At 58.2% G+C, this 16,053-nt stretch carries 9 protein-coding genes; 3 read left to right on the top strand and 6 right to left on the bottom strand.

Annotation, left to right across the window (positions count from 1 at the left end; translation table 11 throughout):
• Positions 1 to 69 precede the first annotated feature (69 nt).
• Positions 70 to 3,621 (bottom strand): FAD-binding and (Fe-S)-binding domain-containing protein, encoded by a 3,552-nt coding sequence (locus F8N36_RS04105; RefSeq protein WP_291331529.1) that lies wholly within the window; start codon positions 3,619 to 3,621, stop codon positions 70 to 72.
• Positions 3,622 to 4,085: 464 nt separating this feature from the next.
• Here F8N36_RS04105 and F8N36_RS04100 point away from each other — a divergent pair, with 464 nt between their 5' ends.
• Positions 4,086 to 4,976, top strand: coding sequence for a hypothetical protein (locus tag F8N36_RS04100; RefSeq protein WP_291331528.1), 891 nt, complete (start codon positions 4,086 to 4,088; stop codon positions 4,974 to 4,976).
• Positions 4,977 to 5,271: 295 nt separating this feature from the next.
• On the opposite strand, the gene cydB is transcribed toward F8N36_RS04100, so the two are convergent.
• Positions 5,272 to 6,297, bottom strand: a complete 1,026-nt coding sequence (cydB, locus tag F8N36_RS04095; protein ID WP_291331527.1) for a cytochrome d ubiquinol oxidase subunit II — start codon at positions 6,295 to 6,297, stop codon at positions 5,272 to 5,274.
• A gap of 2 nt (positions 6,298 to 6,299) precedes the next feature.
• Positions 6,300 to 7,616 (bottom strand): cytochrome ubiquinol oxidase subunit I, encoded by a 1,317-nt coding sequence (locus tag F8N36_RS04090; RefSeq protein WP_291331526.1) that lies wholly within the window; start codon positions 7,614 to 7,616, stop codon positions 6,300 to 6,302.
• Positions 7,617 to 7,913: 297 nt separating this feature from the next.
• On the opposite strand from F8N36_RS04090, the gene htpG reads away from it, so the two are divergent.
• Positions 7,914 to 9,893 (top strand): molecular chaperone HtpG, encoded by a 1,980-nt coding sequence (gene htpG, locus F8N36_RS04085; protein ID WP_291331525.1) that lies wholly within the window; start codon positions 7,914 to 7,916, stop codon positions 9,891 to 9,893.
• A gap of 104 nt (positions 9,894 to 9,997) precedes the next feature.
• On the opposite strand, the gene F8N36_RS04080 is transcribed toward htpG, so the two are convergent.
• The 3 genes from F8N36_RS04080 to F8N36_RS04070 all read right to left on the bottom strand — a co-directional run bounded on the left by F8N36_RS04080 (position 9,998) and on the right by F8N36_RS04070 (position 14,109).
• A complete protein-coding gene (locus F8N36_RS04080; RefSeq protein ID WP_291331524.1) occupies positions 9,998 to 10,708 on the bottom strand; it encodes a flagellar motor protein MotB in 711 nt (236 codons plus the stop codon).
• 174 nt (positions 10,709 to 10,882) lie between these two features.
• Positions 10,883 to 11,731, bottom strand: coding sequence for a flagellar motor stator protein MotA (gene motA / locus F8N36_RS04075; RefSeq protein ID WP_291331523.1), 849 nt, complete (start codon positions 11,729 to 11,731; stop codon positions 10,883 to 10,885).
• A 218-nt stretch (positions 11,732 to 11,949) separates the two neighbouring features.
• On the bottom strand, positions 11,950 to 14,109 hold the full coding sequence (locus F8N36_RS04070) for an AsmA family protein (RefSeq protein ID WP_291331522.1): 2,160 nt from the start codon (positions 14,107 to 14,109) through the stop codon (positions 11,950 to 11,952).
• 323 nt (positions 14,110 to 14,432) lie between these two features.
• On the opposite strand from F8N36_RS04070, the gene F8N36_RS04065 reads away from it, so the two are divergent.
• Positions 14,433 to 16,004 carry a cobyric acid synthase gene (locus tag F8N36_RS04065; RefSeq protein WP_291331788.1) on the top strand — a complete coding sequence of 524 codons (1,572 nt, stop codon included), beginning with the start codon at positions 14,433 to 14,435 and terminating at the stop codon, positions 16,002 to 16,004.
• Positions 16,005 to 16,053: the final 49 nt, after the last annotated feature.

The following is a 16,053-nucleotide window of genomic DNA, read 5'->3' as shown; positions in this document are numbered from 1 at the left end:
AAGTGGGCAGGCTGCGGCCCCGGTGTGCTCTTGGACGAGCGTTGGGCGGGGCAGTGTTAAACCGTAAGCTTACTTTACGTCTACAACGCGGATTTCGCCGCGCACGTCGTTGGCCTTTCTGCGGAAGCTCTGGCGGCGGTCTTCGCCGTCAACCTGTCCGGCCAGCCATTCCACCACATGCATCACGGGGCGCTTGTCGTGCATGTTGATAAGGCAGCGCCCGATGCCGATCTTGCACGAGGGGCAACCCACGATAACCGGCGCGTCGTTGGCCTGTTCAAAGGCTTCGCCAAGGCGCTGCTGCTTGCGCGAACGCAGCAGGTTGTAGATGTCGGGCGAGGTCATGGCGCCCATGCCTGATTCGCCGCAGCAACCGGGGTTGAGGGAGATTTTTGCTCCGCTGAAGTCGCCCAGCGCCTTGATGATCTGCTTCTGGCCCTTGATCTTGTGCACGTCGGCCCATTCACAGTGGCAGGCGCCGTGGTACACAACCTGCGATCCCTCCGCCAGAGGAGCCTTGAGGGCATCCTTGTCGAGCAGGGGCAGGGTAAGCTGGCCCACATCGCGCAGGGTAAGCTGCGGGAACTGCGTTTCCATGTGCAGGCGTTCAAGGCCATCACGGCACGAGCCGCAGGCAGTGACCATGTGCTTGCAGTCAAAGCCCTGCTTGGCGAGATTGCGCAGCATGGAGGCCAGATACTGGCGGTTCTGGGCCATGTTGTCTTCAAAGGCCGTATCCATGCCAGCCGCCAGCAGGGGGAAGCCGCAGCACAGGTGCCTGGGCGGTACGGCAACGGCAAAGCCCGCCTTGAGCAGCAGCATGACAGACGAAACACCGATGCGGTCATAGAACAGCGCACCGCCGCAACCGGGGAAGTAGAGCACGCAGGGCATGCCGGGCGTGGGCTCGGCAGGCGCAAAGATGGAACCCCTGTGCAGCTTGAGGGCTTCGTACAGGTTGGTATAGCCCATCTTGGGGCCACGCCCGGAGAACAGCGGGCTCTTTATGCGCCGCTTCCACATTTCAGGCACAAAACCAAGAAACTTGTTTTGCATCTTCTGGCCCAGAGATGCCATTTTGGCGGCCTTGGGCACACGGTGCTGGATGTCGCGCGAAAGCCATTCAAGGGCATGCCCCTTGATGGGGTGACCACCCGCGCCTTCGTGTTCCAGCAGGGCGCGCAGGGTAAGCGCCACCTCGCCAGAAGGAATCTTGACCGGGCAGTTGGCCATGCAGCGCCCACAGGCCGTACAGTGCTCCACAATGTCGCGCAGGGCCTTGTGCAGGCTTTCGTCAATGCGGCCCTTGTTGACCTGACTGTAGTACACAGCCTCAAGCAGCATGCCCAGCACCATGTTTTTGTTGCGGGGGTGGTACTGCATGGAGCGCTCGGGGTAGCACATGGAGCAGACCTGTTTGCACTTGCCGCAGCGGGTGCACACCTGAATGGAGGTAAGCAGGCTGATGAGCTTTTCCTTGTCGGGCAGGCCGCTCTCGCGGATATCGCGGATGAGCCTGTTGAACGAAAAGGTGAAGGGGCGCACCGGCAGTTCGCGGAACACCAGCTTGGCCGGGTTCATGACGTCGCGGGGATCAACGCGCTCTTTGAAGGCGCGCAGCGCGTCCATCTTGTCTTTGCCGAAAAAGGCAATCTTGGTGATGCCGATGCCGTGCTCGCCCGAAACCTCGCCGCCCATCTCCTGACATTCTGCCATGATGCGGGCAGCGGTTTCTTCCGCTTCTTCCAGCATGAGGGCGTCGTTGGAGTTGACGGGGATGTTCACATGGCAGTTGCCGTCGCCAGCGTGCATGTGGCTGGCCACAACAATGCGGCTGGCATCCATGTATTCCCTGATCTTGTCGATCTTTTTGGCAAGGTGGGGATATTTTTCCTTGAGTTTGGCAAGAAAGTCCTCCGCGCGGGCGGCCAGTTCCATGTCTGAAACTTCAGTGGCGGCAACATCGCCAGAGGCAGCCTTGGAGGCTTGCGAAAATTCGCGGTTGAAGTCCTTGTCTTCCATGGGAAAACCCGGCAGGCGTCCCACTTCCTGCAGGGCGTGGCGGTAGGCCGCCGCCGTGCATTCAAGATTGATCTGCTCGAGGAACAGCGCAAAATCGGGGATGCGATCCATGGGAATGACCACGTCCTCGTTCATTTTAAAACCAGAGGTGCGCTTGGCGATGGCCGAGAGTCTGTGGCGGTCTTCCCAGAAGCGTTCGCCTTCCTTTTCGTCGGCGGCAACGATAATATCCACATTGTCCTGCTGCTCGACAACGCTCACAATGTCGCCCACGCACTTGTCGAGCAGGTAGGGATCGTCGCCGTCCACCTGCAGGATAATGACCGAAATAGGCGAGCCTTCGTATTTTTCAGACTTGCGCTTGTATTCGATGGCCTGCACGTACTTGGCGTTGAATTCTTCCATGGCCGAAAGGTGGGCGTAGTCGCCCTCCTGGCGGATGCGGTTGCGCAGGGCAACCAGCTCGCGCACTACCACGGCGGCGGGGTGCATGGAGCGGCCAAAGAATTCAAGCACCATGACGCGGCTGTGCTTGGGTTTGGGGTGCACGATAAAGCAGGCTTCGGTGATAATGCCGTCCACGCCTTCTTTCTGCATGCCCGGCAGGCCGCCCAGAACCTTGTTGGTCACGTCCTTGCCAAGGCCGGGCAGGCGAATTTCGTCGCCCCGCAGGTGCACCACGTTGCGCACGCCGCCGCTCACGTCCTTGACCACAAAGACAGCGGTTTCGTCGGGCAGTATCTTGTGGCGGGGGTGGTTTTCTCGCTCAACGGTGATAATCTCACCTGTGGGCGTAACCATTCGCCACCACAGCAGATTATCGAGGGTGGTGCCGTATTCAAAAGCGCTGGGGCCGCCAGCGTTTTCTGACACGTTGCCGCCGATGGTAGAGGCCTGCTTGGATGCCGGGTCAACGGAAAAAAGCGCACCCTTGGCGTCCACGGCGTTGATGACGGCCTGGGTGATGGCACCGGCCTGACAGGTAACTGTCATGGCTTCAAGATCAACGGGCCCGATGCGCGTAAGGCGGGTAAGGCTGACAATAACCGTGCGCTTGCGTGCGGGCACAGCGCCGCCGGTCATGCCGGAGCCGCCGCCACGGGGAATGAGCGCAAACTTCATGTCGTTGGCGAGTTTGACCAGCTCGGCAACCTGTTCGGTATTGTCGGGTTCCACCACCAGCAGGGGCAGTTCCATACGCAGGTCGGTGGCATCGGTGGCTGATTCGACCATGGCCGCCGGATTGGTCAGAATACATTCTTCGGGCAGAACGTTGTGCAGCGCGTCCACCAGCTTGGAGCGAAAGGCAGTTTCAGCCTCGTGGGCCGACCAGAACATGGTGAGGCCTTCGCTGATGGCCGTGGCGTAGTAGTGCGCCAGCGACACGGATTCCTTGTCAAAGCTCTCGCGCACGCTGGTGCGGACAGTTTCCGCATTGATAAAGGGGTTGTAGGCCACCAGAAAAAGTTCTTCGGCTATGGCGATGGCCAGATTACGGACAGATTCCGGCCATTCTGCAAAGTCATCAATGTTGATACGCAGAATTCTGTTCACCACATAGTCGGGAGAAATGGAGATATGCGGACCCTTATGGGGCATGACGTTCTACCTCATGAAGCTCTTGCGGCGTTACCGCCGGTCAAATCAGTGGAGGCAGGGCGGGGTATGCACAACCCTCAGCCCTGTTTCCCGCGTGGTGTTGCGGCAGTGACCTGCCATGCGGGCAGCCGCCCAATAGCCAAACATGCCGTACCGAGGCCCGTCAGCTTGCGGGGTCGGGCGGCATGGCAGGTGGGGGCAGCCCGCTATTGTCAGGCCGCTTGCGGCCCGCAACCTTCAGTATCACCGGGTACGCCGATAATCTGTAACGCGGGGGAAGCCTTTTCTCTACGTTCTATATTGATACTTGGCAAGTGCGCAGGGCTTGGCCCTGGGCCCGCGGAGCGGTTAGGCAATCACCATATTAGGATTAGTAGTCTTTGACATTTGGCAAGCTGTGGATATTCTTCTGCCAGACGGAACTGCTGCGGCAGCCGCCGACAATTACTTAGGGAGTAACCCGCATGTTTATTGGAAAACTACAGCCCATTACGGATGTTTTTGACTGGCTGCACTCTGCGTGGGAACGTGCCGCCACCCAGCGCCGCGTGGCCCTGTGCATCCTCTGGGTATATCTGCTGGCTCTTGTTGGGGTAGAGCTCAAGCGCTTGGGGGTTCTGCCGCCGTGGCTGGCAAATATTACGCCGCATAGCCATTTTTATGCCATTCATCTGGCCTTCACGCTCATACTTGGGCTTGAGGTCATGAGCCTCATTCTGGCGATACCCAGTTCACTTTCGCAGTCCATGGGCAAACAGTTTGAAATCCTGACGCTCATTCTGCTGCGTAACGCCTTTAAGGAGCTGGCCCACCTGCCGGAACCCGTGAGCGTGGTCAACGATCTTTTGCCAGTCATCAGCATTGCGGTTTCAGGTGCTGGCGCATTGGCGGTATACATGTGCCTTGGGCTGTACAAGCGTATTGCCCGTCAGCACCTGCATTTTATCGCAACGCCTGACCTGCGCATGCGCTATGTCATGAGCAAAAAAATGCTGGCTCTGGCCTTGTTTGTCATATTTTTGTTCATCGGCTTCAGGGATTTCACGCACTTTGTAAAAACCGGTGAAGACCTCAAGTTTTTTGAAACGCTCTATACGGTGCTGATTTTTGCAGATATTTCCATGGTGCTGATTGCCCAGCGGTACATGCCTGCATTCCACGCCGTATTCCGTAATTCGGGGTTTGTCATAGGCACGTTGCTCATGCGTCTGGCGCTCTCTGCCAGCCCCTTGTGGAGCCCGGCTATTGGTCTTTTTGCGGCAGTTTTTGTATTGGCCGTAACTTGGGGCACGAATTATTTTACGCCTCTGCGGCATCAGGGGTACTGCGTACGCGAGGTTGAATCCACCGACTGACCGCGCTGCAAACACTAGCAGACACTATGACCGCACCGGCTGGGCACCAGATTGCCCACCGGTGCGGTTTTTTTGCGCGATGTCCTTGAGCTGTGGCAACTGCCATGTGTTGCCTGACGGGGGCAGAAATGCCAATCCCCCACAGGGCATCTGCTGGGTGCGTACGCGTGGCAATCTGGCTGTTCATCTGACGGAGCTCGCTGATTGCAGGGCATAGGACCAGGATTTGGACGGGCAATAAAAAAGTCCCGCGCTAGTAGCGCGGGACTTTTTGTCGATCAATCAGCAGAGCATGTTAGTAGGCATGCTCGTCCTTGAGGTCTTCGTCGGTTACCGGGGCAGAGAAGGTTTTGTACAGCCAGAACTGGTAGGCAAGTACAATGGGAACCATCACCAGGGCAACGCCCAGCATTATCTTGAGAGTGAGCTGGCTTGAGGCTCCGTTAAAGGCGGTGACTGTAGCGGCAGGATCAATGGAAGAAATGATCATGCCGGGGAACATGCCCGCCACGCCAAAGAAGGTAACGCCGAGGATAAACACGGCACTGCACGCCCATGCCAGCCACAGCTTGCCCGCAGCCAGCATAACCCGCGCACCCACAAGGCCGCCCAGGGCCAGCAAGGGCAGCACAAAGAGTACAGGCATGGCAAGATAGTTGGCATAAAGCTTGGTGTACAGGGCTGTAAGCACCAGAAACACCACCAGCAGCACCAGCATGAGGGGCCACAAAAAGGTGGCAGAGGCTACGGCGCGGGTTTGCAGGCTGCCCGTGCTTTTGATAGCCAGCCACAGCGAACCGTGCAGCGTAAACATGCACAAAAAGAACACGCCGCCCGCAAGGCCGTAAATGCTCAGCAGGCCAAGCAGGTTGCCGTGGTACACACCCTTGGCGTCAACGGGAATACCCATGAACAGGTTGGCAAAGGCCACACCCAAAAGCACGCAGGGCACGAGGTTGGAAAGAAAGTGTACACAGTCCCACAGGGCGCGCCAGCTATCGTGTTCCACCTTGTTGCGAAACTCGAATGAAACGGCCCGGAAGATCAGTGCAAAAAGCAGCAGCAAAAGCGGGGCATACAGCGCGCTGAACATGACCGCATAGGCCTTGGGAAAGGCCGCAAAGGTCACGCCGCCGGCAGAGATAAGCCACACTTCGTTGCCGTCCCAGAAAGGCCCGGCGGCATTGTACATGATGCGACGCTCGGACTCGTTTTTGCCCAAAAAGGGCAGCAACGCGCCAAGGCCCAGGTCAAAACCGTCCAGAATAAAGTACACGGCCCACAACAACGCCCACAGCACAAACCAGATGGTTTCCAACATGGCTATACCTCCTGGGCGTCGGGGCCCTTGATGGCGTATTTACGCAGCAAGTAAATGTCCAGCAGGCCCAGCAGTGAATACACCACAATAAAACCGCCCAGCGATATGGCGACATTTTCTGCTGGCACTGGCGAAACCGCATCAGAAGTGCGCATGAGACCGTAAACAATCCAGGGCTGGCGACCAATTTCTGCCACAGCCCAACCCAGCATAATGGCAATGTAGGGCAGGGGAATGTTCCATACCAGTGCCTTGAGCAGCAGCGGGCAGGGTTCGTCCTTTTTGCGCTGCAAAAATGCGCCAACCGCCAGCAGCACAAAAATGCCCGCCATGGCTATCATGCCACGGAAGCTCAGGAAGGTGGGCACAACCGGGGGCCGGTCTTCCTTGGCAAAGTCTTTGAGGCCCTTAACTTCGGCATCGGTGCTGCCGTAGGCAATCCAGCTCAGCAGGCCGGGAATACCAATGGCTTGCACCTTGTTGCCCTCGTTGGCTTCATCGGGCCATGCCAGCAGATAAAAGGGCACATTGCGCCCGGTTTCCCAGTGCGATTCCAGCGCGGCCAGCTTGGCGGGCTGCAACTGGGCCACGGTCTTGCCCTGCTGGTCGCCCGAAAGGCCCAGCAGCAGCACAAGAACCAGAGTAAATACCGCAGACATCTTGAACGATGCACGGAAAAATTCCACGTTGCTTTTGCGCAGCAAATGCCAGGCCGAAACGCCCAGCACAAAAAAACCGCCAACTGCCCACGAGGCAAGCACGGTATGGGCATACATGCCCCAGGCGTAACCGTTGGTTACCACCTGCCAGAAGTTGGCAAGCTCGGCGCGGCCCATGGCTTCATTGATGGTGTAGCCTACAGGATGCTGCATGAAGCCGTTGGCAAGGATGATCCACAGTGCAGAAAGGTTGCCCGCAAAGGCCACAATGTAAATGGAGGCGAGGTGCATTTTTTTGCCAACCCGCTTCCAGCCAAAGTGCCAGACCGCAAGAAACGTGGATTCCAGAAAAAAGGCCACCGTGGCTTCAATAGCCAGCAATGAACCAAAAATATCACCCACATACTCAGAGTAGCGCGACCAGTTGGTACCAAACTGGAATTCCAGGGTGATACCTGTCACCACGCCCAGGGTAAAGTTGATGAGAAAAAGTTTTCCCCAGAATTTGGCTTGTTTTTTCCAGAATTCGTCGCCGGTGCGAACATATCGGGTTTCCATCCAGGCAAGAATGACGGAAAGCCCGAGAGTGAGCGGCACGAATATAAAATGGAAAAAAACGGCCACAGCGAATTGCAAACGCGAAAGCATTACAACGTCCATGTAGGCCCTCCTTGAATATCCTTCAGGCGAAATAGCTTTTTTCCCATCGAATAGCAAGTAGTTACGAATATCATTTTGCCCGACAGCCCTTTAGCGGCGCGGGTATTATTAATTATCCCCCTTTTAATTGAAAATCTATTTCATGTTATCGGGCCAATACTTTACCGCCGCAGCCAGTCTCCCCGCTGCGTTGCGGTAAAGCCCACTTCAAAAAACAGATGTTTTTTTGTGTGGTTCCCCTTGAAAATTCGACAGGGGATATTATTTTCAACCATATCGTTTTTCAGGAGGTTTGTCATGGCAGAGGCTGGTAAGAATTCCCGCCAATTCCGCGCTGAGGTGCGCAAGGTCCTGCATATCCTCACCAATTCACTGTATACCAATCGCGAAATTTTTTTGCGGGAACTTGTTTCCAATGCATCGGACGCGCTGGACAAATTGCGTTACCGCATGAGCAAGGGCGAGAACCCAAGTGTGGCTGATCTTCCGCTTGAAATCAGCATCAGCCTGGACAAGGACGCCAAGGTGCTGACCATTGCCGATACCGGCGTGGGCATGACAGCAGAAGAACTGGCCGAAAATCTGGGCACCATCGCCCGGTCTGGTTCCGAACAGTTTTTGGCAGATGTGGCCGCTGAAAACGCCGCCAAGGGCACAGACCCTGCCGCCGAAGCCGCATCTGACGAAGAGGGCGCAGAAGCCAAACCCGCCGACGCGGCCAACATTATTGGCCGTTTTGGAGTGGGCTTCTATTCCGTTTTCATGGTGGCCAGCAAGGTAGAGGTCACCTCGCGCCCAGCCTTTGGCGACAACGCCGAGGCCAGCGTGTGGATAAGCGACGGTCTTGGCACGTTTACCGTTGAGCCCGCCACGGGCGACGCCCCGCAGCGCGGCACGGTCATCAAGGCCTGGCTCAAGGACGACGCCACCGAATTTGCGGAAAAATTCCGCGTTGAATCCATTATCCGCAAGCATTCGGCTTTTGTGCCGTTTCCCGTTCTGGTGGATGGCGAGCGGGTCAACACCCAGCCTGCCCTCTGGCGCGAACCCAAGTTTTCGGTCACCAAGGAGCAGTACGATTCCTTCTACAAGGCTCTGACCTACGACGCCAAGGAACCGCTGGACACGCTGCATCTTTCTGTGGACGCGCCCGTGCAGTTCAACGCCCTGCTGTTCACGCCCGATTCGGCTCAGGACTTTTTTGGCGCCGACCGCGAATACTGGGGTCTTGATCTCTACGCCCGCCGCGTGCTGATACAGCACCGCAACAAGGAACTTGTGCCGGAATATCTGGCCTTCATGAAGGGCGTGGTGGATACGGAAGACCTGCCCCTCAACATCTCGCGCGAGACGCTGCAGGAAAACGTGGTGCTGCGCAAGATCAGCCAGGTGCTGGTCAAGCAGGCCCTTGGGCACCTTGAAAAGTTGGCCAGGGACGATGCGGAAAAATACAGCCGCTTCTGGAAGCTGCACGGCAAGGTTTTTAAGCTGGGCTACCACGATTATGCAAACCGCGAGCGCATCTGCGCCCTGTTGCGTTTCAATTCGTCCACTCTTGCTGACGCTGACGCGCTTACGAGCCTCGACGAATACATGGCCCGCGCGCCCGAAGGACAAAAGACCATCTGGTATGTGGCAGCGCCGAACCGTGAGGCGGCCCGTCTCAATCCCCATATGGAGCGCTTCCGCCGTAAGGGTATTGAAGTGCTGTGGCTCTACGAGCCGGTGGACGAGTTTGTGATGGACAGCCTTGCCAAATACAAGGAATGGGAATTCAAGTCGGTGGAAACAGCGGCGGACGACGCCCTGAACGACTTTGCCGACAAGGAACAGCCCAAGAACGAGGCCGCCGCGCCGCTTTCAGAAGACGACAGTGCGAGCTTTGACGCCCTCATGGAAAAAATGAAGGCCATTCTGGGCGAAAAGGTTACGGACGTGCGCGTTTCGCACCGTCTGGCCGACAGCCCCGCCGTGCTGGTCTCGCCCGACGGCGGCATGTCTTCGTCCATGGAAAAGCTGCTCAAGGTCATGCAGAAAGACGACTCCATCCCTGTGAAGGTGCTGGAGGTCAACCGCGACCACCCGCTGCTGCGCAGCATGCTGCGCATCTTCAAGGCTGATGCGGAAGACAGGATTCTTGCCGACATGACCACCCACCTCTTTGACGCCAGTCTGTTGCTCGACGGTTACCTTAAAGACCCGCAGGCTCTGGCCGCGCGTACCGGCAAGCTGCTTGAAGAGGCCGCCTCATGGTACACCGAGGTGCGCAAAATATAGCGCCAGCTCCTATCATCGGGGCAATCCTGCGCCGTATATGAAAAGAGGCCCCTGTGGATTCCACGGGGGCCTCTCTGTTGAAACTGGCTGGTTGGCTGGGTTGTCTAGTACACAACGCTGTACGACATGACCTCTGGCCGGTGGAAGAAAAATTCGACCCGCCTGTTCAGGGCGCGGCTCTGCTCGTCAATGCCGGGCTTGAGGGGGCGCGTGTCGCCATAGCTTACGGCGCGCATGCGCGTGGGCTTGATGCCGTGGCTGGCAAGGTAGTGCACCATAGCTGCAGCGCGCCCGCCAGAAAGTTCCCAGGCTGAAGCATAGGGAGGCTTGGCTTCAGTTGAATCGGCATGCCCCCGCACCACAAGGTACAGGTTGTATTCGTTCATGAGCTTCAGCACGGCTTCAAGCACCTTGGTGCCTTCCGGTTGCAGCTCGATGCTGCCGGGCTTGAACATGACATCTGAATTGACGCGCAGCTGCACGCCCACGTCGTCGGCGCTGATGCCCGAGGAGTTCTGCGGCACGGCATCGGCCATGAGCATCTGTTTGATTTTTTGGGCAATGGCATAATGCGACTTTTCAACTTCGTTGATCTTGAGGTCGCGCGCGTCAATTTTATCCGTATTTTGAATAAACGGATTGTTGGAGATGGGTGATGTGGAGCTGGAGTCGAAATTGCGTTCGCCACTAAAATATGCGGCAAGGCCAGCCTTGGTTTCCGGCGGAACCATGCTGAGGATCCACAGCAGAAGAAAGAAGGCCATCATGGCCGTAACAAAGTCGGCATACGCGACTTTCCATGCGCCGCCGCCCATAGGCTTCCTCCTTTCTGTAGTTTTTTATGCGCAGGGACGTGCGCTTTACGACAGGGTCAGATGTCTGTCGGTTGCCCTTGCCACTAACCTGCTGAATCGTACCAAGCTTTGGTAGCAAGGCAAAATCTCTGCCATGTCCCCGCGCCGCAGGACATCCCACCCCGCGCATGCGGGCTAGCCGCTCTTGAGGCGTTCTTCCATTTCGGCAAACGTGGGCCGAAAGGGATAGGGAATGGCTCTGCGACCGTATTCAACCGCGATCAGAGGGGTAGAACCGCGAATGGCCGCAGCCACTGCTTCCTTGATGGCGTTGAAATAAAAATGTTCTTCGGCCACGTAGTTTTCAAGCTTGGCACCCATGGGGCCAAAGAGGCCATAACAGGCAAGAATACCAAAAAACGTGCCTACAAGTGCTGCCGCGATGTAGTGCCCCAGCACTTCCGGAGGTTCGTTAATCTTACCCATGGCCAAAACCACGCCCAGCACGCAGGCCACAATACCCATGCCCGGCAGTGATTCAGCCATGTGCGATACGGCGTGGGCGGGCAAAATACCTTCTTCCTTCATGGTTTCGATGTCCACGTCCATGAGACTGTCGATATCAGCTGGGTCGCCGGTGGTCAGATACACACGCAGCGTGTCACCCACAAAGTTCACCAGCACGGTGTCTTTGGAAATGTTGGGATATTTGCTGAAAATAGGGCTGGATTCGGGCTTTTCAACGTCGCTTTCAATACTGATCACGCCCTCGCGGTGCATCTTGGAAAAAAGTGCGTACAGCAGGGCAAGGGTTTCAAGGTAATGGTTTTTGCTGGAACCCGGGTCGGCAAACAGATGCTTGAGGCTTTTGACAACCAGACTGAAGGTGTACTTGGTCTGCGAACCAAAGAACGCGCCAAGACCGCAACCCAGAATGATGATGAACTCGGCGGGCTGAAAAAGAACGCCCCAGTCGCCGTGGGCCATGGTGTAGCCCGTGCCGACTGAAGCCGCAACAATGACCAGTCCTATAAGTAAGTACATACTGCCGCCTGTTCTCTCAATACTATCCGTGTAGTTCGGTCAGCATCCTGAAAGCCGACCGTCCTGAAAACGCGGTAATCACCAGATATACTGTCTGGTCTTCTTCAATGCTTAACGCCCGCAATGCTAATAGCTTTAGCCCATGGAGCTGAAAAGGCAAGCCCCGGATAAAATTCCAGGGCTGCAGAACAGCCGGTAAAGCCTTGGCTTGCGTCCTGTTAGCGGCCTATAATACCGCGCAGCAGGCCTTCTGCTCCCTTGGCGGCATCCTTGGTGGCTCCGCCCGCCTGCTTGCCGGTGTTCAAAAGTGAACCTGGCAGGGTTTTGGCCATATCAAGGGCAAACTTGGGATCCACCCCGTATGAAATATCACTCAGCGGTCCCTTGGCCGTCACCGGAATGGTCAGGCCCAGGGTCTTGATGTCCATGTTCGCTTCGATGTTCTGCCGGGGCAGGCTGATGTGAGCCTTGCCAGCTGCGTTGAGGCTTGAAGAGGTCACGGTAATGGGGGCCGCGTTGATTTCGCCGTTTTTGGCCGTAAAGGGCGCACGGGCCAGATCAAAGCGGTCGGGCAGCGGGCCTCCCTTGCTGGCAAGCATGGGCAGGCTTTTGCCAAGCTCTGCCATGGCTGGAACGTGCAGCTGGCGAATTTCAACAAGGCCACGGCCTGTCAGGCTCTGACGCGCCTCAGCAGCACCGCCGCAGTCCATGGTCAACTCTGTGTCCAGCATGCCGATGCCGTCCACGGTGCGGGTTTTGCCCAGAGCCACCAGCAGCGGCCCCAGATCCACGTCGGCAACAAGAGCTTTGATGGCGCATGTCTCATTGGTCATGTTCATGCTGCCCGTGGCCTTGATGCTGCCGCCGCTGCCAATACCGGCAGTAAGGGAATTGAGGGAGTAGCGCCCTTTTTCGCCCTTGATGGCCAGCACAATATCCTTGATCTGCAGGCCGCCCTTGCTGATGGCCGCAATCTTGGCGCGTATGTCCAGCGTGGGCATTTTTTGCGCGGCTTCGGCATCGGGCTTGGCTGCCTTTTTGGCGCGTGCGGCATCGGCCTCGCTCGAGGTGGCCTTGGCATCTTGCGCCTTGCTGCCAGCAGCGTGGGTTTCTTCAGCGGGCAGGTAGGGCGTAAGGTTGATGGCCCCGGCCTGAACATCGGCGGTTATGCCCAGAGGGGCATCTGCCGGAAATTCAAAACGCAGACCGCCGCGCAGGGTGATATCGTCCACCTGCAGCTGCATCTGGCTGAGATTCATGGCGTTGGGAACATAGCGGAGTATGGTTCGGAAACGCAGTTCATCCTTGCTGGGTGCGGTTTTGATCTTGTGCCCCGCAAGGGCGGCCAGCTTTTGGGGCGACCCCTCGATTTCCAGCGTTCCGTTGAAGGTGGGTGCGTTCAGCGCCGCCTCGCCCGACATGGTCATGCGGGCCTGGGGCGTGCTGAGCAGGGCTCTGGTTAGCTGCAGGTGCATGTCGGTAAGGCGCAGCATGCCCTCGCAGGTCAGCTGCAGGGGGCCAGCCTCCTTGGGCAGTGCACCGGTCAGCGGGGTGACGGTCAGCGCGGTCTGCCTGAAAAGCAGCTGCGGCGGTGAATAGCGTAGGCGTGATGTAAAGGCCATGGTGCCAGAAAGGTTGCTGGCTTCTGTGGCCGCATTGGCTTGCTTGCCGCCAAGTGCAAAGGAAAAGTCGCACTGCACTGTGGCTTCCTGCCCTATGCGCAGGTTTTCCACAGAAAGGTTGACGTCTTTGATGCGCAGAATCTGCCCGGCAGCGTCTGTATAGGTGACCGAACCCTGGCGCAGCACAAGGCGCTTCAGTTCAATGGGCAGGGTGGCCGGTTCCGTGGCGGGTTTGGCCGCAGGAGCAGGCTGGTCGGTGGTTGCGGTGGCGTTTGCCTGCGGAGCGTCTGTTTTGGGAGCGCCAGATTTGGCCGCACTGGGCTTGGATGCCCCGGATTTGGCGGTAGAGGGCTTTGTGGTGTCGGCCTTGGGCGGTTCGGGCGCTGCTTCTGCCGGGGCTACGGATTTGCTCTCGCGGATCTCGACTACCGGGCTGTCGAGGCGAATTTCGCGCACGACCACATTACCGGTAAGCAGGGGGCTCAGTTCCAGCTGTGCCATACCGCTTTTGACGGCAATGGCCATGCCCTGGGCTTCATCCGCATTGCCCCAGTGGGCCTGTCCGAAGTGGACGCCGGGAGGGAAAAAGGAAATTCCTGGCGGAGTGTCGAACTGAAGTGGCTGGCCGGTGGCCTTGGCTGTGGCATCGGCTATCTGCCGCACCACAAAGTCCGTGTCCACCCGGCTGATCAGTACGACCGCAGCAATAGCCAGCAGGGCAATGCCGCCCAGAATCCATATAAAAATGCGCTTCATTGAATCTCCGCTGGTATTCGCGGCCCTGGCGGCCGCGTAAACTGACCGTGCCTTTCGGCAACGGGGTATGGATATGACCACTGTTTCTTTTATACGAAAACCCCGCTAGTAGCGCAAGGCGAAGAAGCAACCGGACGGCAGGTATGTCTGAAATGCATGATAAATCGCGGTTGCGGTCATGCTTTGCAAACCATATATTGCCGAAAAATGACAATTTTGATCAGCACTGCATATGGCCGGGGCCGCAGGCGCAGGGGAGACATATCCGCATGGGGCTTGAAAGATTGCACACATCAACCGGCGGGCAAACGCACACCCTGCCCATGACCCTACCTCCAGCCCTGATGGTTCAGGGAACCTGCTCAAACGCGGGCAAAAGCCTGCTGGCGGCAGCCCTGTGCCGTCTGCTTGCGAGGCGCGGGCTGCGTGTTGCGCCTTTCAAGGCGCAGAATATGGCCCTGAATTCTTTTGTGACCAGCGACGGCAAGGAAATGGGCCGCGCCCAGGTCCTGCAGGCGGCGGCCTGTGGTCTTGCGCCAGACGTGCGCATGAACCCCGTGCTGCTCAAGCCCACCTCCAACACGGGTTCACAGGTGATTGTACTGGGTGAGCCCGTGGGCCAGATGCGCGTGGCCGAGTACCTGCGCTACAAGCCCACCGCCTGGAAGGCCGTGCGACGTGCCTACAACAGTCTGGCCGCAGGCATGGACGTGATGGTGCTGGAAGGCGCGGGCAGCCCTGCAGAGATCAATCTTAAAGCGCACGACATTGTAAACATGCGCATGGCCCGCCATGCGGGCGCGCTGGTGGCCCTTGTGGCCGATATCGACCGGGGCGGTGCTTTTGCGGCACTTGCGGGAACAATGGCCCTGCTGACCCGTGCAGAGCGGAGCAGGGTTGGCGGCTTTATTCTCAACAAGTTTCGCGGCGACGCCAGCCTGCTCGATCCGGCCCTGAGCATGCTGCAACGCCGCACGGGCAAGCCTTTCTGGGGCGTTGTGCCCATGCTCGAAAACCTGCGCCTTCCCGAAGAAGATTCCGTGAGCTTCAAGCAGGGGCTGACGCCGGGCCTGTACGCGGGTGCGGCTCAGGGAGAATACGGGCTGCTGGATATTGTGGTTCCCGACCTGCCACATCTGAGCAATGCCACCGATCTTGATGCCCTGCGCGACGAACCGGGGGTGCGCCTGCGCATTGTGCGTAGCGCCGAACACTGGGGCGAGCCGCATGCGGTCATTCTGCCCGGCAGCCGTAATACGGTGGATGACCTGCGTTTTTTGCTGCGTAGCGGGCTGGCCGATTGCGTACGCGGCTTTGCCGACCGGTGTCAGCAACAGGGTCGCGGGGCCGTGGTGGGCATTTGCGGAGGCTTGCAGATGCTTGGCGCTGAAATTTCCGATCCGCTGGGGCTGGAAGAGGGCGGCTGCGAGCCAGGGCTTGGCCTGTTGCCCCTGTGCACCAAACTGCTGGCGGCCAAGCGGCTGCGCCGCACATGCGGCTGGGTGCATCCCTGCCTGACGGGGGTGGAGAGACAATCTGTGTGCGGGTACGAGATCCATCACGGGCAGACGGCAGTTGTGTCTGCCGTCGAAGGCTCCGGTCTGCCGTCGCAGGCGCAAGTGCGCGTGGTCATGGCAGACAGCGAGGAGCAGCCCCTTGGCTGGGGAACCTGCGATGCGCAGGGCCGTGCGCGCGTATGGGGCAGTTATCTGCACGGTCTTTTTGACGTGGACAATTTTCGCCACGCCTTTTTGCAAAGCCTGCGCAGCGAGGCCGGGCTGCCGCCGGCACCGCTGGCGACCTACTGCCTGGGGCCGGAGCTGGACAGGCTGGCGGACGCTGTGGAAGACGCGCTGGATATGCCAGCCATTCTCGGTCAGCTGGGCATGGCCTGATTCAATAGCCAGCCCAAGACCCGCCGTGCCGTGCGCCGCATGCGGGTTT

The sequence above is a fragment of the Desulfovibrio sp. genome, assembly GCF_009712225.1.
Taxonomy (GTDB): domain Bacteria; phylum Desulfobacterota; class Desulfovibrionia; order Desulfovibrionales; family Desulfovibrionaceae; genus Desulfovibrio.
This window is presented reverse-complemented; position numbering and strand designations above follow the sequence as displayed.

Bases quoted from the DNA above. Each gene is read 5' to 3' on its own strand.
- F8N36_RS04105 (WP_291331529.1), bottom strand. From the start codon at position 3,621: ATGCCCCATAAGGGTCCGCATATCTCCATTTCTCCCGACTATGTGGTG.
- motA (WP_291331523.1), bottom strand. From the start codon at position 11,731: ATGTACTTACTTATAGGACTGGTCATTGTTGCGGCTTCAGTCGGCACG.
- cydB (WP_291331527.1), bottom strand. From the start codon at position 6,297: ATGTTGGAAACCATCTGGTTTGTGCTGTGGGCGTTGTTGTGGGCCGTG.
- F8N36_RS04080 (WP_291331524.1), bottom strand. From the start codon at position 10,708: ATGGGCGGCGGCGCATGGAAAGTCGCGTATGCCGACTTTGTTACGGCC.
- F8N36_RS04090 (WP_291331526.1), bottom strand. From the start codon at position 7,616: ATGGACGTTGTAATGCTTTCGCGTTTGCAATTCGCTGTGGCCGTTTTT.
- htpG (WP_291331525.1), top strand. From the start codon at position 7,914: ATGGCAGAGGCTGGTAAGAATTCCCGCCAATTCCGCGCTGAGGTGCGC.
- F8N36_RS04070 (WP_291331522.1), bottom strand. From the start codon at position 14,109: ATGAAGCGCATTTTTATATGGATTCTGGGCGGCATTGCCCTGCTGGCT.
- F8N36_RS04065 (WP_291331788.1), top strand. From the start codon at position 14,433: ATGACCCTACCTCCAGCCCTGATGGTTCAGGGAACCTGCTCAAACGCG.
- F8N36_RS04100 (WP_291331528.1), top strand. From the start codon at position 4,086: ATGTTTATTGGAAAACTACAGCCCATTACGGATGTTTTTGACTGGCTG.